The organism is Pseudomonas sp. DrBHI1 (genome assembly GCF_002205115.1).
GTDB classification, from domain to species: domain Bacteria; phylum Pseudomonadota; class Gammaproteobacteria; order Pseudomonadales; family Pseudomonadaceae; genus Aquipseudomonas; species Aquipseudomonas mosselii.
Map to the genome: position 1 here is coordinate 11,413 of NZ_NIBE01000061.1, position 22,251 is coordinate 33,663.

At 64.0% G+C, this 22,251-nt stretch carries 19 protein-coding genes; 10 read left to right on the forward strand and 9 right to left on the reverse strand.

What is annotated here, in order from left to right; all coding sequences use genetic code 11:
* Nucleotides 1-92: 92 nt before the first annotated feature.
* Nucleotides 93-2,684 (reverse strand): glycosyltransferase, encoded by a 2,592-nt coding sequence (locus CC207_RS13565; protein WP_028690688.1) that lies wholly within the window; start codon nucleotides 2,682-2,684, stop codon nucleotides 93-95.
* Nucleotides 2,685-2,971: 287 nt separating this feature from the next.
* Here CC207_RS13565 and tcdA point away from each other — a divergent pair, with 287 nt between their 5' ends.
* Entirely contained in the window at nucleotides 2,972-3,781 is an 810-nt protein-coding gene (gene tcdA, locus CC207_RS13570; protein WP_036986092.1) for a tRNA cyclic N6-threonylcarbamoyladenosine(37) synthase TcdA, read from the forward strand.
* A 39-nt stretch (nucleotides 3,782-3,820) separates the two neighbouring features.
* Here the strand turns inward: tcdA and CC207_RS13575 are convergent, their stop codons facing one another.
* From CC207_RS13575 to CC207_RS13590, 4 genes are all read right to left on the reverse strand, one after another.
* A complete protein-coding gene (locus CC207_RS13575) occupies nucleotides 3,821-4,231 on the reverse strand; it encodes a SufE family protein (RefSeq protein ID WP_062361399.1) in 411 nt (136 codons plus the stop codon).
* The gene (locus CC207_RS13580) at nucleotides 4,228-5,433 is read right to left on the reverse strand and encodes a cysteine desulfurase (protein ID WP_028690685.1); all 1,206 of its coding nucleotides are present in this window, start codon (nucleotides 5,431-5,433) and stop codon (nucleotides 4,228-4,230) included. Before CC207_RS13580 ends, CC207_RS13575 begins: the two co-directional genes overlap by 4 nt.
* 91 nt (nucleotides 5,434-5,524) lie before the next feature.
* Nucleotides 5,525-6,559, reverse strand: a complete 1,035-nt coding sequence (gene dapD, locus CC207_RS13585; protein WP_088852255.1) for a 2,3,4,5-tetrahydropyridine-2,6-dicarboxylate N-succinyltransferase — start codon at nucleotides 6,557-6,559, stop codon at nucleotides 5,525-5,527.
* A gap of 42 nt (nucleotides 6,560-6,601) precedes the next feature.
* The gene (locus CC207_RS13590; protein ID WP_028690683.1) at nucleotides 6,602-6,949 is read right to left on the reverse strand and encodes an ArsC family reductase; all 348 of its coding nucleotides are present in this window, start codon (nucleotides 6,947-6,949) and stop codon (nucleotides 6,602-6,604) included.
* A 280-nt stretch (nucleotides 6,950-7,229) separates the two neighbouring features.
* Between CC207_RS13590 and CC207_RS13595 the strand changes: the two genes are divergently transcribed.
* Complete coding sequence (locus tag CC207_RS13595) at nucleotides 7,230-8,876, forward strand: Na+/H+ antiporter (RefSeq protein WP_028690682.1); 1,647 nt, start codon at nucleotides 7,230-7,232, stop codon at nucleotides 8,874-8,876.
* On the opposite strand, the gene CC207_RS13600 is transcribed toward CC207_RS13595, so the two are convergent.
* From CC207_RS13600 to map, 4 genes are all read right to left on the reverse strand, one after another.
* The gene (locus tag CC207_RS13600; RefSeq protein WP_051555671.1) at nucleotides 8,877-9,614 is read right to left on the reverse strand and encodes a hypothetical protein; all 738 of its coding nucleotides are present in this window, start codon (nucleotides 9,612-9,614) and stop codon (nucleotides 8,877-8,879) included.
* Nucleotides 9,615-9,734: 120 nt separating this feature from the next.
* The gene (gene dapC / locus CC207_RS13605; RefSeq protein ID WP_028690681.1) at nucleotides 9,735-10,928 is read right to left on the reverse strand and encodes a succinyldiaminopimelate transaminase; all 1,194 of its coding nucleotides are present in this window, start codon (nucleotides 10,926-10,928) and stop codon (nucleotides 9,735-9,737) included.
* Nucleotides 10,929-10,949: 21 nt separating this feature from the next.
* The gene (locus CC207_RS13610) at nucleotides 10,950-13,652 is read right to left on the reverse strand and encodes a [protein-PII] uridylyltransferase (RefSeq protein WP_028690680.1); all 2,703 of its coding nucleotides are present in this window, start codon (nucleotides 13,650-13,652) and stop codon (nucleotides 10,950-10,952) included.
* 25 nt (nucleotides 13,653-13,677) lie between these two features.
* A complete protein-coding gene (gene map, locus CC207_RS13615; protein WP_028690679.1) occupies nucleotides 13,678-14,460 on the reverse strand; it encodes a type I methionyl aminopeptidase in 783 nt (260 codons plus the stop codon).
* A 348-nt stretch (nucleotides 14,461-14,808) separates the two neighbouring features.
* Between map and rpsB the strand changes: the two genes are divergently transcribed.
* From rpsB to rseP, 8 genes are all read left to right on the forward strand, one after another.
* Nucleotides 14,809-15,546, forward strand: coding sequence for a 30S ribosomal protein S2 (gene rpsB / locus CC207_RS13620; protein ID WP_028690678.1), 738 nt, complete (start codon nucleotides 14,809-14,811; stop codon nucleotides 15,544-15,546).
* A gap of 185 nt (nucleotides 15,547-15,731) precedes the next feature.
* Complete coding sequence (gene tsf / locus CC207_RS13625; protein WP_028690677.1) at nucleotides 15,732-16,595, forward strand: translation elongation factor Ts; 864 nt, start codon at nucleotides 15,732-15,734, stop codon at nucleotides 16,593-16,595.
* A 177-nt stretch (nucleotides 16,596-16,772) separates the two neighbouring features.
* A complete protein-coding gene (gene pyrH, locus CC207_RS13630; protein ID WP_028690676.1) occupies nucleotides 16,773-17,516 on the forward strand; it encodes a UMP kinase in 744 nt (247 codons plus the stop codon).
* Nucleotides 17,513-18,070, forward strand: a complete 558-nt coding sequence (gene frr, locus CC207_RS13635) for a ribosome recycling factor (protein WP_028690675.1) — start codon at nucleotides 17,513-17,515, stop codon at nucleotides 18,068-18,070. Before pyrH ends, frr begins: the two co-directional genes overlap by 4 nt.
* 19 nt (nucleotides 18,071-18,089) lie before the next feature.
* Nucleotides 18,090-18,845 carry a polyprenyl diphosphate synthase gene (gene uppS / locus CC207_RS13640; protein ID WP_028690674.1) on the forward strand — a complete coding sequence of 252 codons (756 nt, stop codon included), beginning with the start codon at nucleotides 18,090-18,092 and terminating at the stop codon, nucleotides 18,843-18,845.
* On the forward strand, nucleotides 18,845-19,660 hold the full coding sequence (locus CC207_RS13645; RefSeq protein ID WP_028690673.1) for a phosphatidate cytidylyltransferase: 816 nt from the start codon (nucleotides 18,845-18,847) through the stop codon (nucleotides 19,658-19,660). Before uppS ends, CC207_RS13645 begins: the two co-directional genes overlap by 1 nt.
* Nucleotides 19,657-20,847, forward strand: coding sequence for a 1-deoxy-D-xylulose-5-phosphate reductoisomerase (gene ispC / locus CC207_RS13650; RefSeq protein ID WP_062361390.1), 1,191 nt, complete (start codon nucleotides 19,657-19,659; stop codon nucleotides 20,845-20,847). The genes CC207_RS13645 and ispC overlap by 4 nt, the downstream gene beginning before the upstream one ends.
* 42 nt (nucleotides 20,848-20,889) lie before the next feature.
* Nucleotides 20,890-22,242 carry an RIP metalloprotease RseP gene (gene rseP, locus CC207_RS13655; RefSeq protein ID WP_088852256.1) on the forward strand — a complete coding sequence of 451 codons (1,353 nt, stop codon included), beginning with the start codon at nucleotides 20,890-20,892 and terminating at the stop codon, nucleotides 22,240-22,242.
* The last annotated feature ends 9 nt before the right edge of the window (nucleotides 22,243-22,251 follow it).

Consider the following 22,251-nt stretch of genomic DNA (forward strand, 5'->3'; position numbering starts at 1 on the left):
TCCCGCAGGAGTTGCACAGGCCTTCTGGGCTGCGGTAATCCTGTGGGAGCGGCCTTGTGTCGCGAAAGGGGCGCAACGCGCCCCCGGCGATCTCAAGCCTGTTGTGGCTCTGCAACCTTTTCGGAGGGCTTGGGCAACGACGACAGCAACGCCATCACCAGCGCCGCCAGGTATGGCAACGACTGCACCAGCAGCATCGCTACCCAGAAGCGCATGTCCGAACTCGGCAGCCCCTGTACCAGGTAGATCCCCAGTGCAGCACCCCACAGCAACAACATGATGAACAGTTCTTCGCGGGCCTCGGAGATCGCCACCAGCACACCGTGGCTGTCGGCATTCTTTGGCGTGCGGAAGAACGGCATGCTGCTGGTGAAGAACCCGTACAGCACCGCCTTGGCGATGGTGTGCGACAGCGCCAGCCCCGCCAGCGCGGCGGCGAAGGCATCCTTCAGGTTGACGCCTACCGCGCGGCGGTAGAGGAAGACGATCTTGCCGACCTTGAAGAAGAACAGCGCCAGCGGCGGAATGGCGAACATCATCAGCGGCGGGTCGACCCGGTGCGGCACGATGATCATCGCCGCCGACCACAGCAGCGCGCCGACGGTGAAGAAAATGTTCATGCCATCGGCAATCCAAGGCAGCCAGCCGGCCAGGAAGTGGTAGCGCTGGCCACGGGTCAGCTCGCTGCCCTTGCCACGCAGCAGGGCGCCGGCGTGGTGCTTGATGATCTGGATGGCGCCGTAGGCCCAGCGGAAGCGCTGCTTCTTGAAGTCGATGAAGGTGTCGGGCATCAGGCCCTTGCCGTAGCTGTTGTGGGCGTAGGCCGCCGACAGACCCTTCTCGAACACGCGCAGGCCAAGCTCGGCATCCTCGCAGATGCACCACTCGGCCCAGCCCAGTTCATCGAGCACGCTGCGCCTGGTCATGGTCATGGTGCCGTGCTGGATGATCGCGTCACGGTCGTTGCGGGTGACCATGCCGATATGGAAGAAGCCCTTGTATTCGCTGTAGCACAGCTTCTTGAACGCGCTCTCGTGTTGGTCGCGGTAGTCCTGGGGCGATTGCACCACGGCGATCTTCGGGTCGGCGAAGTGCGGCACCATGTGCTTGAGCCAATTGCGGTCGACACAGTAGTCGGAGTCGATCACCGCGATCACCTCGGCGTCCTTGGCCGTGTGCGGGATCAGGTAGTTCAGCGCGCCGCCCTTGAAGCCGGCCAGCGGCGCGACGTGGAAGAACCTGAAGCGCTCGCCGAGCTTCTCGCAGTGGGCCTTGAGCGGTTCCCACACGGCTGGGTCCTTGGTGTTGTTGTCGATCACCAGCACTTCGTAGTCCGGGTAGTCCAGCGCGGCGAGGGCATCCAGGGTCTGCTTCACCATCTCCGGCGGCTCGTTGTAGCACGGCACGTGCACCGAGACCTTCGGGCGATAGGCGCTGTCGCCCTGCACGGGCAGGAACTCACGGCGGCGCTTGTGGATCCACACTGCCTCGGCCAGTTCGTGGGCCTCGGTCAGCAGCACGATGAACACCCCGAGGGCGCCCAGCGCCAGCAGTACACCGACCGTCAGGCTGAACCAGGTGCTGTACTGCTGGCTGTAGTCGTAGGCGATCCACACCAGCACCGACCCGCACAGGAAGGTGATGAAGGTGAGGAAGGTACGCCCGCGCTGGCGCAGGGCCGAGCCGTCGATCAGCAGGATGGCCAGGGCGATCATCGCCAGCACCACCGAGGCCACGGCCAGGGCGCGCCATTGCGGGATCGCCACGATCGGGCCTTCAAAGTTGAATTTCTGCTGGCGCTCGGCGTTGTACACGCCCCAATAGGCGCCCACCGAGCCTTCGTCGCTGGCCTTCCAAGGCTGGTCGTAGGCCTCGATGACGAAGTAGTTGTAGCCGCGGCGGTTGAGGGTGTTGACCAGGGTGCGCAGGTAGATGGCCTGGTCGGCCTGGGTGGCGTCGGCGCCGCCACGCATGCGGCCGTTGCTCGGCCAGCCGACCTCCGAGAGCAGCAGCGGCTTGCGTGGGAATTGCTTGCGCAACTCGCGGGCGCGGTCGAGGACGAACTGCACCGAGTCCTTCATGGGCACGAACTCCCAGTAGGGCAGGATGTGCGCGGCGATCAGGTCGACGTGTTTTGCCAGCTCCGGGTGCTCCTTCCAGATGTGCCACTGCTCACTGGTGGTCACCGGCACCTTGACCGCGGCACGGACCCGGTCGAGGTAGCCGATCAACTGCTCGGCGCTAACTTCCTCGCGGAACAACGCCTCGTTGCCGACGACCACCCGCACCACGCTGCGCGAAGTGTTGGCCAGGCCGATGGCCTTTTCGATCTCCCGCTCGTTGCGTTCCTGGTCGTTGCTGATCCAGATCCCCAGGGTGATGCGCAGGCCAAGCTCCTCGGCCAGGCGCGGCACCTCGGCCTGGGTACCTTCGACGGTGTAGATGCGGATGTTGTCGGTCAGCTTGTTCAGTTGCTCAAGGTCCTGGCGGATCTCATCCTCGCTGGGGTACTGGCCCTTCTGTGGGCTTTGGCCGAGACGGAAGGGCGAGTAGGAAAAACCGGAAATCTGTTCCGGCCAGGCGGGGGCGGATACCGGGCGGTTGATCAAGGCCCAGAACCCGGTGAACAGCGCGGCGATGGCCAGGACCACTACCAGGTTGAGACCGAATTTGCGTGATGGCATAGGTGTTCGAGGTTCCGAAGAGGGGCGCGAGGCTTAGCCGCTGGGGCGTGGGGCCACGGATTCCGAGGAAGGTAACCCGTTGGATTATCGGCAGGGGATGTAGTTCTCAGTCCGCCTGCCTGTCGTCCAGATATAGTTACTTGATAGGACATTAAAGCAGGCTTGGTAGGACTTTTTCCAACCCGTGGCCGCTCTGGCATGCCCTGGCGGCATGATCGGGTGGTGCGCTTTGCCCGCGACCCCATGGCTTGGCCTATAATGCGCGCCGGTTTTTTCGGGGTATCAGCATGAGCACAGAAGATCCACGCTTTGCCGGCGTCGCCCGGCTCTACGGCGACGACGGCTTGCAACGCTTGCGCCAGGCCCATGTGGCCATCGTCGGCATTGGCGGCGTCGGTTCGTGGGCGGCCGAAGCGCTTGCCCGCAGCGGCGTGGGCGAGATCAGCCTGTTCGATCTGGACGATGTCTGCGTGAGCAACACCAACCGCCAGGCTCACGCCCTCGAAGGCCAGGTCGGCCGGGCCAAGGTCGAGGTGATGGCCGAGCGCCTGCGGGCGATCAACCCGGCCTGCGCAGTGCACGCGGTGGCCGATTTCGTCACCCGCGAGACCATGGCCGAGCACATCACCGAGCAGATGGACTGCGTGATCGACTGCATCGACAGCGTGATGGCCAAGGCGGCGCTGATCGCCTGGTGCCGCCGCCGCAAGATCGCCATCGTCACCACCGGTGGCGCCGGCGGGCAGATCGATCCGACCCAGATCCAGATCGGCGACCTCAACAAGACCTTCAACGACCCGTTGGCTTCACGGGTGCGCTCGACCCTACGCCGGGACTACAATTTCTCGCGCAACACCAGCCGTAACTATGGCGTGCCGTGCGTGTTTTCCAGCGAACAGCTGCGCTACCCCAAGGGCGACGGCAGCGTGTGCCTGCAGAAGAGCTTTGTCGGTGAAGGCGTGCGCCTGGACTGCGCCGGTGGATTCGGCGCGGTGATGATGGTGACCGCGACCTTCGGCATGGTCGCGGCGAGCAAGGCCGTGGAGAAGCTGGTGGCCGGGGCGCGGCGGCCTTCTGAGCGGATCAAGGCCGAATAGGTTATCGCGGGCTTGCCCCGCGATGAATCCAACAGCGATTCAGGCTTGGGTAGCGAGTTCGGCCATCTTCAGCAACACCGCATGCAGCCCATTGCTGCGCGACGGAGACAACTGCCGCTCAAGCCCCAACTGGGTAAACCAGGCGCTCAGGTCGAGCGCTGCCAATCGATCGCTCGCCAAGCCCTGCACCCGCACCAGCAGCAGTGCCAGCAAGCCGCGCAACAGCCGTGCATCACTAGCGGCTTTGAAATGCCACTGACCCTTTTCTTGTTGGGCCACCAGCCACACCAGGCTCTCGCAGCCATGCACTCGGTTGGCCTCGATCTTCTCGCTGTCGTCCAGCGGCTCCAGCCGATCACCCCATTGCATCAGCAACCGCGCCCGCTGCTCCCAACCGCGCGCTTGCTCGAAGCTCTCCAGCGCCTGGCTGGCCTCGGCCGACAGGCTCATCGCAGCAGCTCCAGGCCCTGATCGAGTGCGTCGAAGAACCGTTGCAGGTCGTCGCTGTCGCTGTAAAGCCCCAGCGACACGCGGATCGCGCCGTCCAGGCCCAGATGCCTGAGCAGCGGCATGGCGCAATGATGCCCGGCGCGCACGGCGATGCCCTGTTCGGTCAGCAGATGGGCAATATCGGCGTTGTGCACCCCGTCAATGACGAAGCTGGCGAGCGCCGCTTGCGGTGAGCCAAGCAGGCGAACCCCCTCGCGATCGGCCAGGCCGCGCACCAGGTGCTGGTGCAAGGTGGCCTCATGGGCGGCCACGGCATTGGCATCAAGGCTGGCCAGGTAGTCCAGGGTGGCGCCCAGGCCAATGACACCGGCGATCGGCGGCGTGCCGGCCTCGAATCCCAGCGGTGCCGGGCGGAAGCTGGCCTCCTGGTAGTCCGCCAACTGCACCATCTCGCCGCCGTACTGCCAGTGGCGCAGCAGTGCCAGCGCCTGCTGGCGACCGTACAGCACGCCGACGCCATCCGGGCCGTACAGCTTGTGGCTGGAGAACACATAGAAGTCGCAGTCCAGCTGCTGCACATCGTGGCGCCCGTGGACCACGCCCTGGGCGCCATCGACCACGCTCAGCACGCCCTGGGCGCGGGCATGGGCCAGCAACGGCGCCAGAGGCTGCCAGGTCCCCAGCACATTGGACAGTTGGCTGATCGCCAGCACGCGGGTGCGCGGGCCGATCAGTTGCAGCGCTTGTTCCAGATCTACCTGCCCCAGATCGTTCACCGGCAGTACTACCAGGCGCAGCTGACGTCGGTGGGCCAACTGTTGCCAGGGCAGGAGATTGGCGTGGTGTTCCAACGCGCTGACGACAATCTCGTCACCGGCCTCGAAGCGGTGCTCCAGGCCATAGGCCAGCAAGTTCAGGGCCGAGGTAGCACCATGGGTGAAGACGATCTGCCGCGCGTCGGCGGCATTGAGCCAGGCAGCGAGCTTGTCGCGAGTGCCCTCGAAGGCTTGGGTGGCCAGGGCGCCGGGCAGGTGCTGGGCGCGGTGCACGTTGGCGGCGCCATGGCCATAGTAATGACCCAGGGCATCCAGCAGAGCCTGGGGCTTCTGGGTGGTGGCGGCGCTGTCCAGGTAGGTCTGGTGCTGCCGTTGCAGGGCGCCGATGGCGGGGAAATCGGCACGCCAGGGGGAGGGCTGGAACATGTTAGCGGGGCCTGGAAAGAAAAATCGGGTCTGCCCACAGGCAAAACCTGGGAGCAGACCCGATCTTATCACTTCAAACCCAGGCGGGTTCTCAGTTGTGCGCGTGCAGCGCCTCGTTCAGCTCGATGGCCGACTTGTGAGTCTTGCACTCCACCGCGCCATTGAGCGAGTTGCGACGGAACAGCAGGTCGGTCTGGCCGGCCAGGTCGCGGGCCTTGACCACCTTGACCAGCTGGTTGTTCTCGTCCAGCAGGTTCACCTTGGTCCCGGCGGTGATGTACAGGCCGGCCTCGACGGTGTTGCGGTCGCCCAGCGGGATGCCGATGCCGGCGTTGGCGCCAATCAGGCAGCCTTCGCCGACCTTGATGACGATGTTGCCGCCACCGGACAGGGTGCCCATGGTCGAGCAGCCGCCGCCCAGGTCCGAACCCTTGCCGACGAATACGCCGGCGGAGACGCGGCCTTCGATCATGCCCGGGCCTTCGGTGCCGGCGTTAAAGTTGACGAAACCTTCGTGCATGATGGTGGTGCCTTCGCCGATGTAGGCGCCCAGGCGCACGCGGGCGGTGTCGGCGATACGCACGCCGGCCGGCACGACGTAGTCGGTCATCTTCGGGAACTTGTCCACCGAGAACACTTCCAGCAGTTCGCCTTTCAGGCGCGCTTCCAGTTGTAACTCGGTCAGCTCGGCCAGGTCGACCGCGCCTTGGTTGGTCCAGGCGACGTTCGGCAGCAGCGGGAAGATGCCGGCCAGCGACACGCCGTGCGGCTTGACCAGGCGGTGCGACAGCAGGTGCAGCTTGAGGTAGGCCTCTGGGGTGGAGGTCAGCGCGCCGTCTTCGGCCAGCAGGGTGGCGACCAGCGGCTTGTGGCTTTCGGCCAGGCGGGTCAGCAGGGCGGCCTGGGCGGCATCGACGCCCTTGAGTGCGTCGGCCAGTTGGGCGGCCTGGGCGGTGGTGAAGGCGATGGCCTGGTTGCCCCCTTCGTAGCCCAGCACTGGTGCGACGGCTGCGACCAGCTCGGCGGATGGCTTGAGCACGGGTTGTGCGTAGAAGACTTCCAGCCAGGTGCCCTGGCGGTTCTGGGTGCCGACACCGAAGGCCAGGCTGAACAGCGATTGAGACATGCGATTACCTCGTACGAAAAGGGGATGGAGCGTAATGCGGGATCAGGCCAGCGCCGCGGCGTACAGGTCAGGCTTGAAGCCGACCAGGGTACGCTCGCCGAGGTCGAGCACCGGGCGTTTGATCATCGACGGTTGGGCGAGCATCAGTTCGACGGCCTTGGCCTGGTCGAGGTCGGCCTTGCTGGCGTCGTCGAGCTTGCGGAAGGTGGTCCCGGCGCGGTTCAGCACGACTTCCCAGCCATGTTCGTCGCACCAGCGGTTCAAGCTGTCGCGGTCGATGCCCTGGGTCTTGTAGTCGTGGAAGTCGTAGCCGATGGCCTTGTCTTCAAGCCAGGTGCGGGCCTTTTTCATGGTGTCGCAGGCTTTGATGCCGTAGAGAGTGTAAGCCATTGAATGCCTGGGGCCGCCTGGTCGGGCTGGGCGTCCCCGATGCTCCTTGAAGATTGGGTGGGCCGATTATGCGGTATCGATGGGGCTGGCGCCACGGCTGCGGGCTGGAAGGCGTCGCCGATGTGTTTCACCGCTTCTCGCGTAGCATTGTGTTACACATTCCCGGCCAGGCTGCGACTATCGTGCAGCGGTCCACGATAGCGAGTCCCCGCTAACATATTGTTTCAATGGCGATGTTTCGCCTCGCTGTGGTTTCTCCGATCAAACAGGAAGCTTGCCGATGCAGTCAGCCTATACCGTTCTAATCCTGCTGATGCTGGTGAGCGTGTCGAAACTGGTCGGGCGGGTGCTGCCACTGCCCCTGCCGCTGGTGCAGATTGGCGCCGGCGCCTTGCTGGCCTGGCCGACCCTGGGCCTGCACGTGGCGCTGGACCCGGAGCTGTTCCTTTTCCTGTTCCTGCCGCCGCTGCTGTTCGCCGACGGCTGGCGCATGCCCAAGCGCGAACTGTGGCGTATCCGCGGGCCTGTGGTGGCGCTGGCGGTGGGGCTGGTGCTGTTCACCGTGGTCGGCGCCGGCTACTTCATCCACTGGCTGTTGCCGAGCATTCCGCTGGCGGTGGCCTTCGCCCTGGCGGCGGTGCTGTCGCCCACCGACGCCGTGGCCGTCTCGGCCATCACCCAGGACCGCCTGCCGACACCGCTGATGCACATGCTTCAGGGCGAGGCGCTGATGAATGACGCTTCGGGCCTGGTGACCTTCAAGTTCGCCCTGGTGGCGGCGATCACCGGAGTGTTCTCGTTGACCGAGGCCAGCCTGACCTTCATCCTGGTCGCCCTCGGCGGCCTGGCGGTGGGGGTGGCGCTGAGCTGGCTGGTTGGGCGCCTGCGTATGTGGATGATCACCCGCGGCTGGGACGACCCGGCGACTCACGTGGTATTCATGCTGCTGCTGCCCTTTGCCGCCTACGTACTGGCTGAACGGCTCGGCGTATCCGGCATTCTCTCGGCGGTGGCTGCCGGGATGATGCAGAGCTGGCTGGACCTGCTGCCCCGGCAGACCAGCACGCGCCTGCTCAATCGCAGCGTCTGGTCGCTGCTGGAGTTTGCCTTCAACGGCCTGATCTTCCTGCTGCTGGGGCTGCAATTGCCGGACATCATCAAGGCAGTGGTGACCGACGAAGCCGCAGCCTGGACGACCCTGGCCTGGCGCTGCCTGGATGTGGTGGCGATCTTCGCTGCGCTGGTGCTGTTGCGGTTCATCTGGGTGCAGAGCATCTGGCGGGCTATCGGCGTGGTCAGACGCTGGCGCGGCAAGCCTGCGCTGGTGCTGATGCCGACCGCGCGCTCCTGCTGGTTGCTGACCCTGGGCGGCGTACGTGGTGCTGTGACCCTGGCGGGCGTGATGTCGGTGCCGCTGCTGATCGGCGCGGGCAAGGCGTTTCCCGAGCGCGACCTGCTCATCTTCATCGCCGCCGGAGTGATTTTGCTGTCGCTGGTCAGCGCCTGTATTGCCTTGCCTCTCTTGCTGCGCGGGGTAACCAAGAGCCCGGACGAGCGCTTGCACCAGGAGGTGCAGGAGGCCTGGCGGCGCACCGCCGAGGCGGCGATCCATGCGCTTGAGGCCGAGGAGGTGATCGATGCAAACGCGCCGCAGGATGCCGCCCAGGCGACCCTGGCCACCGAGCTCAAGGCGCGGCTGATGGCCGAATACCGCGATGAGCTGGACAGCTACAACGACAGTGCCGAGGCCCGGGCGTTGGCCGAGCAGATGGATCTGCTCGAACGTCGTTTACGCCTGCGGGCCCTGCGTGCGCAGCGGCTGGAGTTGTACGAGTTGCATCGCCAGCACCTGGTCGGGGACGAAGTGGTGCGTCAGGTGCTAGGCGAGCTGGACCTGAGCGAGGCCAACCTCGGGCAGGTCCGCTAGTTATTGGCATGAAGCCGGATAGACCAGGCGCATGAAGCGCTTGTCCTTTTTGCTGATTTTCAGGTTATGGCTGCGCTTGAACGCGTGGCGCGTGAGTTTCTGCCTGATGGGGTAGTGCATGATCGACCGCCTGTCATAGGGCAGGATGAGCAGGTCGCCGTTGTCGGGCAAGGGCAGGAACTGAGTGGCAAGGTCCTCTTCGATCAGGTCGTCGAGGTCATTCGGGTTGTTGGCCTCGTCGGCCAGGACCACGGCCAGCATTTGGCGCACCGCGTCAAGGTCCCAGGGTATGTTGGCCCTTGGGTGTTGGTGCTCATGCTCCATCCCCAATGCGTGTCCGAACTCATGCAGTACGAACGGCTCGAACAGCGGGTCCGACAGCTTGACCCCCAATGCCATGGTGGCACCGCCCACGTCCAAGGCCTGGTTGCCCAGGAAACTGAAATTCACGCCTTCCTGCACATCGGTCTGGATGCGGATCTCGGCTTTGTCGACATCGTTGTCCAGGAGCTCGAAGTTCAGGTTGGCATATTTCAGCCATTGGCACGCGGTGTCGAAAATCGATTTCTTGAGCCAGGGGCATGGCGTGCCGATGAACGAGATCCTGAGTGTCTGGCCGGGGCGCCAGAATACAGAGTGATCGGCCACCGAGCGTTTCTTGCGCGGCTTTATCGCCTGGGGCAGATGCAGCTTCTGGCGTAGACGGTAGATCGCGTTTGCCACGAGAGTATCGGACATGGTTGTGCACCTTCAGGGGTTGATAGGTGCCAACTATCGGTCGCCAGTGTTCTGCACCAGCGGTACTTAATGCTTGTCTCGATAGAGATTGCGCCCCCCTGTGAGGAGGGGCGCCTGCCATCAGCGGCCCAGGAACGCGCGAATCCGCTCGGCCGCCTCGATGCATTCGGCCAGCGGCGCGACCAGGGCCATGCGCACGCGCCCGGCGCCCGGATTGACTCCGTCTACTTCGCGGGACAGGTACGAACCCGGCACCACGGTCACATGCTCGGCCTCGAACAGGTCGCGGGTGAAGTCGGCATCGCTGCCCGGTACCTTGGCCCACAGGTAGAAACTGCCGTCCGGGCGTTGCACGTCGAGCACCGGCTGCAGGATGTCGAGCACGGCGTCGTACTTGGCGCGGTACTGGTCGCGGTTTTCGCGTACATGGGCCTCGTCCTGCCAGGCGGCGATGCTGGCCAGCTGGGTCTGCACCGGCATGGCGCAGCCGTGGTAGGTGCGGTACAGCAGGAACGGCTTGATGATTTCGGCGTCGCCGGCGACGAAGCCCGAGCGCAAGCCCGGCAAGTTGGAGCGCTTGGACAGGCTATGGAACACCACGCAGCGCTTGAAGTCATTTCGGCCCAGTGCCGCGCAGGCGCTGAGCAAGCCCGGTGGTGGCGTTTCCTCGTCGAAGTACAGCTCGCTGTAGCACTCGTCGGCGGCGATCACGAAGTCGTGCTCGTCGGCCAGGGCGATCAGCTTTTTCAGGGTGTCCATCGGCACCAGGGCGCCAGTGGGGTTGCCCGGGGAGCACAGGAACAGGATCTGGCAACGTTTCCAGACGTCGGCCGGCACGGCGTCGAAATCCGGGTTGAAACCGTTGTTTTCCAGGCAGGGCAGGTAGTGCGGCGTGGCGCCCGCCAGCAGGGCCGCGCCTTCGTAGATCTGGTAGAACGGGTTGGGGCTGACCACCAGGCCGTCCGCGGAGCGATCGACCACGGCCTGGGTGAAGGCGAACAGCGCCTCACGGGTGCCGTTGACCGGCAGGATATGGCGGTCGGCGTCCAGCCAGCCGGCCGGCACGCCGAAGCGCCGCTCGCACCACTGGCCGATGGCCTGGCGCAGGGCCGGCAGGCCCAGGGTGCTGGGGTAGACCGCCAGCTTGTCGAGGTTGTCGGTCATGGCCTTGGCGACGAAGGCCGGCGATTCGTGCTTCGGCTCGCCGATCGACAGGGCGATCGGGCGTTTGTCCGCCGCCGGTTTCACGCTCCCCAGCAGGGCACGCAGTTTCTCGAACGGGTAGGGCTGGAGCTGGGTCAGTGCTGGGTTCATTGGCGCAAGGTCTCGTTATCGTCAAAAGGTCATGCGGGTGGGGCTGGCATCGCTGGCCTGGCCGGCCTGCAGCTGCCGGACGATGGCCTCCTGCAGGCGGCTGCACAGCTGCGGGTCGGACAGCGGCTGGTTGTCGGCGTCGGTGATGAAGAACACGTCCTCCACGCGCTCGCCTAGGGTGGCGATCTTGGCGTTCTGCAGCGAGATGTCGAACTCCAGGAAGATCCGCCCGATCCGTGCCAGCAGGCCGGGGCGGTCCGGGGCGGTGATCTCGAGGATGGTCACTGGCCGTTGGGCGTCGTTGAGGATGGTCACCTGCGGCGGGAAGTCAAAGTGCTTGAGCTGGCGCGGCACCCGGCGCTGGATGATCGTCGGGTAGTCTTCGGGGGTGCGAAGCGCTTCGGTCAAGCCGTCGCGGATCTGCCTGACCCGCTGCGGATTGTCGCCGATCGAGCCGCCGTCGTTATCGAGCACAATGTAGGTGTCGAGGGTGAACTGGCTGCTCGAGGTGATAATCCGGGCGTCGTGGATGTTCAGGTTGAGCTGGGCCATGGCGGCCACGGTCACGGCGAAGAAATCGTGCTGGTCGGGGGCATAGATGAAGATCTGCGTGCCGCCCTCGAACTCGCGCTGGGTGGTTTCCTTGATCAGTACCAGCGGCCCGCCGTCGGCCGGCTGCTGGAGGATCGCGTCGCTGTGCCAGGCCACGTCGGCGGCGGTGTGTTTGAGGAAGTAGTCGTCACCCAGTTGCGACCAGAGCTGTTCGACGTCGTCCGGGTCGGTCCCTTCGCGCACCAGGATGTCGAGTGCGGCGCTCTGGGTCTGGCGGATCTGCTCCTCGCGGTCCAGCGGGTTTTCCAGGCCCCGGCGCAAGGCGCGCTTGGTCTCGGTGTAGAGCTGGCGCAAGAGGCTCGCCCGCCAGGAGTTCCACAGGCTGGGGTTGGTGGCGTTGATGTCGGCCACGGTCAGCACGTAGAGGTAGTCCAGGCGCGTCTCGTCGCCCACGTGCAGGGCGAAGTCGTTGATCACCTGAGGGTCGGAAAGGTCCTTGCGTTGCGCAGTGGTAGACATCACCAGGTGGTTCTGCACCAGCCAGACGATCAGCCGGCTGTCCCAGGCCGGTAGCTGGTGGCGCGCGCAGAAGGCCTGTGCGTCCACTGCGCCCAGCTCGGAGTGATCGCCCTGGCGACCCTTGCCGATGTCGTGGTAGAGGCCGGCCAGGTAGATCAGCTCGGGCTTGGGCAGGCGGCCCATGAGCTTGCTGGCCAGCGGAAATTTCTCGGAAACCGGGGTGTACTGCAGCTTGCGCAAGTGCTTGATCAGGTTGAGGGTGTGCGCATCGACCGTGTAGATGTGGAACAGGTCGTGCTGCATCTGCCCGACGATCAGGCCGAACTCCGGCAGGTAGCGGCCGAGGATGCCGTAGCGGTTCATCCGCCGCAGGTTGCGGTGGATGCCGATTTCGCACTTGAACAGCTCGATGAACAGGCTGGTGTTGCGGATATCGTTGCGGAACTTGTCGTCGATCAGGTGGCGATGCTCGCGCAGCAAGCGCACGGTGTCGGCGCGCACGCCCTTGATCTCGGGGTGCTGGGCCATCAGCACGAAGATCTCCAGCATGGCAAAGGGGGTGCGCCGGAAAACGTTCGGGTTGACCGCTTCTATATAGCCGTCGTGCAGGCGGAAGCGCGCGTTCAGCGGCTGGGTGGCGCCGCTGTCGTCATCGGCGAGGATCACTTCCTCGAAATGCTGGATGATCAGGTCGCACAGCTGGCTGATGCTCATTACCACCCGGTAGTACTGCTGCATGAACTGTTCGATGGCGCGCTTGGGGTTGTCGTCGGTGTAGCCCAGCAGCGCGGCGATGCTGCGCTGGTGGTCGAACAGCAGGCGGTCCTCGGCTCGCCCGGCGAGCATGTGCAGGGCATAGCGCACGCGCCAGAGGAAGGCCTGCGACGAAGCCAGCAGTTCGTTCTCGCTCTCCAGCAGGAAATCCTCGCCGGCCAGGGCATGCAGGTTCAGGGTGCCGTACTGGCGCCGGGCCACCCAGAGCACCGTTTGAATGTCGCGCAGGCCGCCCGGCCCGCCCTTGACGTTGGGCTCGAGGTTGTACTCGGTGTCGTTGTATTTGTGGTGGCGGGCCTTGAGCTCGGCGCGTTTGGCCAGGAAGAACTCCTTGCTCGGCCACATGTGCGCGGTGCTGGTGGCATCGAGCATGCGTTGGCGCAGCGACTCGGGGCCGGCGATGGTGCGGCTTTCCATCAGGTTGGTGATGACCGTGAGGTCGGCCCGGGCCTGCTCGGCGCATTCGTCGACGGTGCGCACGCTCTGGCCGACTTCCAGGCCGATATCCCACAGCAGTGTGAGGAAGCGCTCGATGGCGTCGCGGTACTGCTCGTGCTCGGCGGCGTCGAGCAGGATCAGCAGGTCGATGTCCGAGAACGGGTGCAACTCGCCGCGGCCATAGCCGCCCACCGCCACCAGGGCGATGCCGTCCGGCGTGCCCCAGCTGAACTGGTGCCAGGCCTGTTGCAGGATGTTGTCGACGAACCAGGCACGATCCTCGATTAGCCGGCGGATCTCGCGGCCTTCACGGAAACGCTTGTCGAGCACCTCGCCGGCCATGCGGATGGCTTTCTTGAAAGCGGCGATAGGGCTTGCCTTGAGGGCCAGTTCCGCCTGGAACTGGCCGCGGTCGAACAGCTCGGGATCCACCTGGGGCATCGAGTCGCGTTCCTGTTAGTCAGTGTCAGGCCGAGGTGCGCGCAATGGTGTCGTCCTTGCGCAGGGTGAAGATCTCGTAGCCGTTGGCGGTCACTACCAGGGTGTGTTCCCACTGGGCCGAGAGCTTGCGGTCCTTGGTGATGGCGGTCCAGCCGTCGCCAAGCACCTTGGTGTCGGCCTTGCCCTGGTTGATCATCGGCTCGATGGTGAAGGTCATGCCTTCCTTGAGCTCCATGCCAGTGCCGGCGCGGCCGTAATGGAGGATCTGCGGCTCTTCGTGGAACACCTTGCCGATGCCGTGACCGCAGAACTCGCGAACCACCGAAAAACCGTTCTTCTCGGCGTGCTTCTGGATCACCTCGCCAATGTCGCCAAGACGGCAGCCGGGCTTGACCAGCTCGATGGCCTTGTACAGGCACTCCTGAGTGACCTTGGACAGGCGCTCGGCCCATGGCGCGACGGTGCCGACATGGAACATGCGGCTGGTGTCGCCGTGATAGCCGTCCTTGATCACGGTCACGTCGATGTTGATGGTGTCGCCGTCCTTTAGCGCCTTGTCATTGGGAATGCCGTGGCAGACCACATGGTTGATCGAGGTGCAGATCGACTTGGGGAAACCCTTGTAGTTGAGAGGCGCGGGGATCGCCTGCTGGACGTTGACGATATAGTCGTGGCACAGGCGGTCGAGTTCCTCGGTGGTGACGCCGGGCTTGACGTGCTCCTCGATCATTTCCAGCACTTCGGCGGCCAGGCGGCCAGCGATGCGCATCTTCTCGATGTCTTCTGCGGTCTTGATGGTGACGGTCATGAACAGGCTCTCTACGGCGCCCTGTGTGGCGCGAACAAACGGGAAAGACCGGATTCTACCAGAGCGCGGCGGCGATCTGTCGGGAGAGTCCCGTGGATCCGGAGGTCTATTGAAGGCATTCTGGCCGCAAAGCGTGGGGCCTGCAAAAGCCGCTGACGGACGAAGCATGATCCGGGTTCCGTTCGCGCTCGGCCTGTGGTATAAAATGCGCCGCTTTCGGGGGATGTCCTCCGTCAGCTCAAACCCACACACGTGTCGACACGATGGCCTGGGTGCCCGGTTTCCCTGGAAACACGGGTTGGTCATTGGGATACGTGGAGGCCCAACCCGACTTATCAAGGAACTATCATGTCCCAAGTCAACATGCGCGATATGCTGAAGGCCGGTGTGCACTTCGGCCACCAGACCCGTTACTGGAACCCGAAAATGGGCAAGTACATTTTCGGCGCGCGTAACAAGATCCATATCATCAACCTGGAAAAAACCCTGCCAATGTTCAACGAAGCTCTGTCCTTCGTAGAGCGCCTGGCCCAGGGCAAGAACAAGATCATGTTCGTCGGCACCAAGCGTTCCGCCGGCAAGATCGTCGCCGAGCAAGCTGCTCGTTGCGGTTCGCCATACGTTGATCACCGTTGGTTGGGCGGCATGCTGACCAACTACAAGACCATTCGCGCCTCGATCAAGCGTCTGCGCGACCTGGAAACCCAGGCCGAAGACGGCACCTTTGCCAAGCTGACCAAGAAAGAAGCCCTGATGCGTTCGCGCGATCTGGAAAAGCTGGATCGCAGCCTGGGTGGTATCAAGGACATGGGCGGCCTGCCTGATGCCCTGTTCGTGATCGACGTCGACCACGAGCGCATTGCCATCACCGAAGCCAACAAGCTGGGCATCCCGGTCATCGGCGTTGTCGATACCAACAGCAGCCCGGAAGGTGTTGACTACATCATCCCAGGTAACGATGACGCCATCCGCGCCATCGAGCTGTACATGACTTCGATGGCTGACGCCGTCATCCGCGGTCGCAACAACGTTGCCGGCGGCACTGAAGTCTACGCTGAAGAAGCGGCTGCACCTGCTGCCGAGTAATTGACGCCTGGCGTCGACTTGGCACGCAAAAAGGGGGCTTGGCCCCCTTTTTGCCACCTTGAAATCCTGCTGTCAGCAACGGCCCCGCATCATGGGCGAGCTGATATAAAGGCAGCGATTTGCAGAATTTAACGCCCGTGACGAGCGGGTGGAATGGTTGAAAAACTTTCCAAGAGGATTTTGAAATGGCAGCAATTACTGCGGCGCTGGTCAAAGAACTGCGCGAGCGTACCGGCGAAGGCATGATGGATTGCAAGAAGGCCCTGGAAAAGGCCGGCGGCGACATCGAAAAAGCCATTGACGACATGCGTGCCTCGGGCGCCATCAAGGCCGCCAAAAAGGCTGGTAACGTCGCTGCTGAAGGCGCTATCGCGGTCAAGACCGACGGTAAATCCGCCGTTCTGCTGGAAGTGAACTCGCAGACCGACTTCCTGGCCCTGCAGGACGACTTCAAGAACTTCGTTGCCGAAAGCCTCGAAGAAGCCTTCGCCCAGAAGCTGACCGACGCAGCTCCGCTGATCGCCTCGCGTGAAGCCGCTCGTGAAGCCCTGGTTGCCAAGTGCGGCGAGAACGTCAACATCCGTCGCCTGGTGCGCGTTGAGGGCGACGTTGTCGGCGCTTACCTGCACGGCAACAAGATCGGTGCCGTTGTTGTCCTGAAAGGCGGCGACGTCGACCTGGCCAAGAACATCGCCATGCACGTTGCAGCCTCGAACCCAGAGTTCCTGGACGCGTCGGAAATCTCCGCCGAGGCCATCGAGCGCGAGAAGAACGTCTTCCTGCAACTGAATGCCGACAAGATCGCCGGCAAGCCGGAAAACATCGTTGAGAACATGATCAACGGTCGTATCTCCAAGTTCAAAGCCGAAGCCTCGCTGAAAGAGCAAGCCTTCGTCATGGATCCGGAAGTCAAAGTTGGCGCGCTGGCCAAGAAAGCCGGTGCTGAAATCGTTTCCTTCACCTACTTCAAGGTCGGCGAAGGCATCGAGAAGCCGGTTGACGACTTCGCTGCCGAAGTTGCCGCCCAGGTAGCTGCCGCCAAGCAGTAAGACGGATTCGTCTGTCGCCCCGAAGAGGCTGCCCGCTTACGCGCGCAGCCTCTTTGTCAAAGCGGGAGCGGTTCACGAGACCGTTGCTCGCTGACGCATCAAGTGCGTCACGCTAGAGTTACGCGCAGGCTGAAACAGCCCGCCAGATTTTTACAAACGCCGCAGGAGAGATTCGCAATGGCTCAGCAGGGCAGTGGTCATCAGGCTCGCTATAAACGCATTCTACTCAAACTTAGCGGCGAGGCCCTGATGGGCTCGGAAGAGTTCGGGATCGACCCCAAGGTCCTGGATCGCATGGCGCTGGAAGTCGGCCAGCTGGTCGGCATCGGCGTTCAGGTCGGCCTGGTGATCGGTGGCGGCAACCTGTTCCGTGGCGCGGCGCTCAGTGCGGCCGGCATGGACCGCGTTACCGGCGACCACATGGGCATGCTGGCCACCGTGATGAACGGCCTGGCCATGCGCGACGCGCTGGAGCGGGCGAACATCACCGCCATCGTCATGTCGGCTATCTCCATGGTGGGTGTGACCGATCACTACGATCGCCGCAAGGCCATGCGCCACCTGAATTCCAAGGAAGTCGTAATCTTCGCTGCCGGTACCGGCAACCCGTTCTTCACCACCGACTCCGCCGCTTGCCTGCGCGCCATCGAAATCGATGCCGACGTGGTATTGAAGGCAACCAAGGTCGATGGTGTATACACTGCAGATCCATTCAAGGACCCGCATGCCGAGAAGTTCGATCATCTGTCCTACGATGAAGTGCTGGATCGCAAGCTGGGCGTAATGGACCTGACGGCAATCTGCCTTTGCCGCGATCACAAGATGCCGCTGCGCGTCTTCAACATGAACAAGCCCGGCGCCCTGCTCAATATTGTGCATGGTGGTGCGGAAGGAACTCTGATCGAGGAAGTTCAAAAATGATCAACGACATCAAGAAAGACGCCCAGGAGCGCATGGGCAAGTCCCTCGAGGCCTTGGCCCGCAACCTGGCGGCGATCCGCACCGGTCGCGCCCACCCGAGCATCCTGGATAGCGTCAAGGTGCCGGCCTGGGGCAGCGACATGCCGCTGAACCAGGTGGCCGCGATCACCGTCGAGGACGCCCGTACCCTGAAGATCGTCGCCCACGACAAGAACCTCAGCGCAGCCATCGAAAAGGCCATCCTGACCTCCGACCTGGGCCTGAACCCGTCCAGCGCCGGCACCACCATTCGTGTGCCGATGCCGGCCCTGACCGAAGAAACCCGCAAGGGCTACACCAAGCAGGCCAGCGGCGTTGCCGAGGACGCCAAGGTTGCAGTGCGCAACGTGCGTCGCGATGCCCTCGCCGATCTGAAGAAGCTGACCAAGGACAAGGAAATCAGCGAAGACGAAGAGCGCCGCGCGGCTGACGAGATCCAGAAGCTGACCGACAAGTTCGTTGCTGAGGTCGATGCTGCCTTCAAGGCCAAGGAAAAGGACCTGATGGCCGTTTGAGGCCAGGGTTGCTCTCTTAATGGAAAAGACCAAGTCAGCGGCACCGGGCTCGGTGCCGCGTCACGTCGCGATCATCATGGACGGCAACAACCGCTGGGCGAAGAAGCGTCTTCTGCCCGGCGTCGCCGGCCACAAGGCCGGCGTGGATGCCGTTCGCGCGGTGATCGAAGTCTGCGCCGAGGCCAAGGTCGAGGTGCTCACGCTCTTCGCCTTCTCCAGCGAAAACTGGCAGCGTCCGGCCGAGGAGGTCGGTGCGCTGATGGAGCTGTTCTTCTCGGCATTGCGTCGGGAGGCCAAGCGCCTGAACGACAATAACATCAGCCTGCGCATCATCGGTGATCGCTCGCGCTTTCACCCTGAGCTCCAGGCGGCGATGCGCGAAGCCGAAGCGGCGACGGTGGGTAGCAACCGTTTCATCCTGCAGATCGCCGCCAACTATGGCGGCCAATGGGACATCGCCCAGGCCGCGCAACGCCTGGCGCGAGAAGTCCAGGCCGGTCATCTTCGCCCCGAGGACATCACCCCGGATCTGCTGCAGACCTGCCTGGCTACCGGTGACCTGCCGTTGCCCGACCTGTGCATCCGAACCGGTGGCGAGCACCGCATCAGCAACTTCCTGTTGTGGCAGCTGGCCTACGCCGAGCTGTACTTCTCCGACCTTTATTGGCCGGACTTCAAACACGAGGCCATGCGCAACGCGCTGGCCGATTTCGCTTCACGCCAGCGACGCTTCGGTAAGACCAGCGAGCAGGTCGAAGCCGGAGCCCGTGCTTAATGCTTAAACAACGCATCATTACCGCGCTGATCCTGCTGCCGATCGCGTTGGGTGGTTTCTTCCTGCTCAACGGTGGGGATTTCGCCCTGTTCATCGGCTGCGTGGTAACGCTCGGCGCCTGGGAGTGGGCGCGTCTGGCCGGCCTGGTGGCGCAGCCGCTGCGCATTGCCTACGCCGCCGTGGTGGCCGGTGGCTTGATGCTGCTCTACCTGATGCCCGACCTCGCGCCTTGGGTGCTGGGTGCATCGGTGATCTGGTGGGCCCTGGCCACCTGGCTGGTGCTGACCTACCCGCGCAGCGGCGAGCTGTGGAGCAGTGCCGCCTGTCGCCTGCTGATCGGCCTGCTGGTGCTGCTGCCTGCCTGGCAGGGGTTGGTGCTGCTCAAGCACTGGCCATTGGGCAACTGGCTGATCCTGTCGGTCATGGTCCTGGTCTGGGCTGCCGATATTGGCGCTTACTTCTCCGGTCGGGCCTTCGGTAAGCGCAAGCTGGCGCCGCAGGTCAGCCCGGGCAAGAGCTGGGAGGGCGTCTATGGCGGTCTTGCGGTCAGTCTGCTGATCACCCTGACCGTGGGCTTTGCCCGTGACTGGAGTATCGGCCAGGTGCTACTGGGGCTCTTGGGCGCCGGGGTGGTGGTGATGTCTTCGGTAGTCGGTGACTTGACCGAAAGCATGTTCAAGCGCCGTGAAGGCATCAAGGACAGCAGCAATCTGCTGCCGGGTCATGGCGGCGTGCTCGATCGCATCGACAGCCTGACTGCGGCGATTCCGATGTTTGCCGTGCTGTTGTGGGCGGCTGAGTGGGGTGTGATGTGAGTGCTGTGCAACGCATAACCGTGCTGGGAGCCACTGGCTCCATCGGCCTTAGCACGCTGGACGTCATTGCCCGGCACCCTGATCGTTACCAGGTGTTCGCCCTGAGCGGCTATTCGCGCATCGATGAGCTGCTCACCCTGTGCAAGCGTCATCGTCCGGCGTTTGCCGTGGTGCCGAGCGCCGAGGCGGCCACGCGCCTGCGTCAGGGGCTGGGCGCGGCGGGCTGCGCCACCGAGGTGCTCGAGGGTGAGGCCGGATTGTGCCAGGTGGCCGCTGCGTCAGAGGTGGACACCGTGATGGCGGCCATCGTCGGCGCCGCCGGCCTGCGCCCGACCCTGGCCGCGGTCGAGGCGGGCAAGAAGGTGTTGCTCGCCAACAAGGAGGCCCTGGTGATGTCCGGGGCCCTGTTCATGGATGCGGTGCGCCGCAGCGGTTCGGTGTTGCTGCCGATCGACAGTGAGCACAACGCGATCTTCCAGTGCATGCCCGGCGACTACGCCCGTGGCCTCGGTGCTGTCGGTGTGCGCCGGATCCTGCTGACCGCCTCAGGCGGGCCGTTCCGCGAAACCCCTGCCGAAGTGTTGCTGGATGTAACCCCGGAGCAGGCCTGCGCGCACCCGAACTGGTCCATGGGTCGCAAGATCTCGGTCGATTCGGCCAGCATGCTGAACAAAGGCCTAGAGCTGATCGAGGCCTGCTGGCTGTTCGATGCCAAGCCGTCCCAAATTGAAGTGGTGGTACACCCGCAAAGCGTCATCCATTCGCTGGTGGATTACGTCGATGGCTCGGTGCTTGCCCAGCTGGGTAACCCGGACATGCGCACGCCAATCTCCAACGCCCTGGCCTGGCCAGAGCGTATCGATTCGGGCGTCGCGCCGCTGGACTTGTTCGCCATCGCCCGTCTGGATTTCCAGGCGCCCGACGAACAGCGCTTCCCATGCCTGCGCCTGGCGCGTCAGGCTGCCGAGGCGGGCAACAGTGCGCCGGCGGTGCTCAACGCCGCCAACGAAGTGGCCGTCGAGGCGTTTCTCCAGCGGCGTATCCGCTTCCCGGAGATCGCGGGTATGATCGAACAGGTGCTCGACCAGGAGCCCGTGGTGGCATTGCCCACCCTCGAGGCGGTGTTCGCCGCCGACCAGCGTGCCCGGGAGCTGTCCCGGGAGTGGCTGCGACGCCACGGCCGCTGAAGCCTGCGGCCGACTCCGCCGAATGTCACCCGGAGATTGGACATGACTGCGCTCTACATGATTGTCGGCACCCTGATTTCACTGGGTGTGCTGGTTACCTTCCACGAGTTTGGCCACTTCTGGGTGGCGCGGCGTTGCGGGGTCAAGGTCCTGCGTTTCTCGGTGGGTTTCGGCACGCCGCTGGTGCGCTGGCATGATCGCCACGGTACCGAGTTCGTCGTCGCCGCTATTCCGCTGGGCGGTTACGTCAAGATGCTCGACGAGCGCGAGGGCGAGGTTCCTCCGGCGCTGGTCGAGCAGTCGTTCAATCGCAAGTCGGTTCGCCAGCGTATTGCCATCGTGGCCGCCGGTCCCATCGCCAACTTCCTGCTGGCCATCCTGTTCTTCTGGGTTGTGGCCATGCTGGGTTCGCAGCAGGTACGTCCGGTCATCGGTGGCGTCGAGGCTGGCAGCCTGGCGGCCAGCGCCGGTCTGAGCGTTGGCCAGGAAATCGTTTCCATCGATGGCGAACCGACCAATGGCTGGTCGGCGGTCAATCTGCAACTGGTACGCCGTTTAGGCGAGACCGGCACGTTGCGGATCGGGGTGCTCGATGAGGGCGCGACGGCCGAGCGCCAATTGAATGTTTCCCTGAATCAATGGCTCAAGGGCGTTGACGAACCCGAGCCGATCCAGTCCCTAGGCCTGCGCCCATGGCGTCCGGCTGTGGTGCCGGTACTGGCAGAGATCGATCCGAAAGGGCCGGCGGCCGCGGCCGGGCTCAAGACCGGTGACAAGCTGCTGGCGCTCGACGGCGTGGAGCTGGCCGATTGGCAGCAGGTGGTCGACGCAGTCCGTGCCCGTCCCGAGAAAAAGGTCAGCCTGCGCATCGAGCGTGACGGCGTGCCACTCGAGGTTGCCGTCACCCTGGCACGCAAAGGCGAGGGCCAGGCTTCTGGCGGCTATCTGGGCGCCGGGGTCAAGGCCGCCGAGTGGCCGGCGAAGATGCTCCGCGAAGTCAGCTATGGGCCGCTGGAGGCGGTGGGCGAGGGACTTTCCCGCACCTGGAACATGAGCGTCCTTACCCTCGAATCGCTGAAGAAAATGCTGTTCGGGGAGCTCTCGGTAAAAAACTTGAGCGGACCGATAACCATTGCTAAAGTGGCGGGCGCTTCAGCCCAGTCGGGCGTTGGGGATTTCCTGAATTTCCTGGCCTACCTGAGCATAAGCCTGGGGGTTCTGAACCTGCTGCCCATCCCGGTACTGGATGGGGGGCATTTGCTGTTCTACCTGATCGAGTGGGCGCGCGGTCGTCCGCTCTCGGATCGGGTGCAAGGTTGGGGGGTCCAGATCGGTATCAGTTTGGTCGTCGGGGTGATGTTGCTCGCCCTGATCAACGATCTGGGTCGACTATAAAAGCTTCGC

Excerpts from the sequence above, each read along its gene's own strand:
- CC207_RS13590 (WP_028690683.1), bottom strand. The coding sequence starts at position 6,949 with ATGGCTTACACTCTCTACGGCATCAAAGCCTGCGACACCATGAAAAAG.
- CC207_RS13575 (WP_062361399.1), bottom strand. The coding sequence starts at position 4,231 with ATGAGCCTGTCGGCCGAGGCCAGCCAGGCGCTGGAGAGCTTCGAGCAA.
- pyrH (WP_028690676.1), top strand. The coding sequence starts at position 16,773 with ATGGCTCAGCAGGGCAGTGGTCATCAGGCTCGCTATAAACGCATTCTA.
- CC207_RS13580 (WP_028690685.1), bottom strand. The coding sequence starts at position 5,433 with ATGTTCCAGCCCTCCCCCTGGCGTGCCGATTTCCCCGCCATCGGCGCC.
- frr (WP_028690675.1), top strand. The coding sequence starts at position 17,513 with ATGATCAACGACATCAAGAAAGACGCCCAGGAGCGCATGGGCAAGTCC.
- rseP (WP_088852256.1), top strand. The coding sequence starts at position 20,890 with ATGACTGCGCTCTACATGATTGTCGGCACCCTGATTTCACTGGGTGTG.
- dapC (WP_028690681.1), bottom strand. The coding sequence starts at position 10,928 with ATGAACCCAGCACTGACCCAGCTCCAGCCCTACCCGTTCGAGAAACTG.
- rpsB (WP_028690678.1), top strand. The coding sequence starts at position 14,809 with ATGTCCCAAGTCAACATGCGCGATATGCTGAAGGCCGGTGTGCACTTC.
- tcdA (WP_036986092.1), top strand. The coding sequence starts at position 2,972 with ATGAGCACAGAAGATCCACGCTTTGCCGGCGTCGCCCGGCTCTACGGC.
- CC207_RS13600 (WP_051555671.1), bottom strand. The coding sequence starts at position 9,614 with ATGTCCGATACTCTCGTGGCAAACGCGATCTACCGTCTACGCCAGAAG.
- CC207_RS13565 (WP_028690688.1), bottom strand. The coding sequence starts at position 2,684 with ATGCCATCACGCAAATTCGGTCTCAACCTGGTAGTGGTCCTGGCCATC.
- CC207_RS13610 (WP_028690680.1), bottom strand. The coding sequence starts at position 13,652 with ATGCCCCAGGTGGATCCCGAGCTGTTCGACCGCGGCCAGTTCCAGGCG.
- dapD (WP_088852255.1), bottom strand. The coding sequence starts at position 6,559 with ATGTCTCAATCGCTGTTCAGCCTGGCCTTCGGTGTCGGCACCCAGAAC.
- CC207_RS13645 (WP_028690673.1), top strand. The coding sequence starts at position 18,845 with ATGCTTAAACAACGCATCATTACCGCGCTGATCCTGCTGCCGATCGCG.
- map (WP_028690679.1), bottom strand. The coding sequence starts at position 14,460 with ATGACCGTCACCATCAAGACCGCAGAAGACATCGAGAAGATGCGCATC.
- tsf (WP_028690677.1), top strand. The coding sequence starts at position 15,732 with ATGGCAGCAATTACTGCGGCGCTGGTCAAAGAACTGCGCGAGCGTACC.
- CC207_RS13595 (WP_028690682.1), top strand. The coding sequence starts at position 7,230 with ATGCAGTCAGCCTATACCGTTCTAATCCTGCTGATGCTGGTGAGCGTG.
- uppS (WP_028690674.1), top strand. The coding sequence starts at position 18,090 with ATGGAAAAGACCAAGTCAGCGGCACCGGGCTCGGTGCCGCGTCACGTC.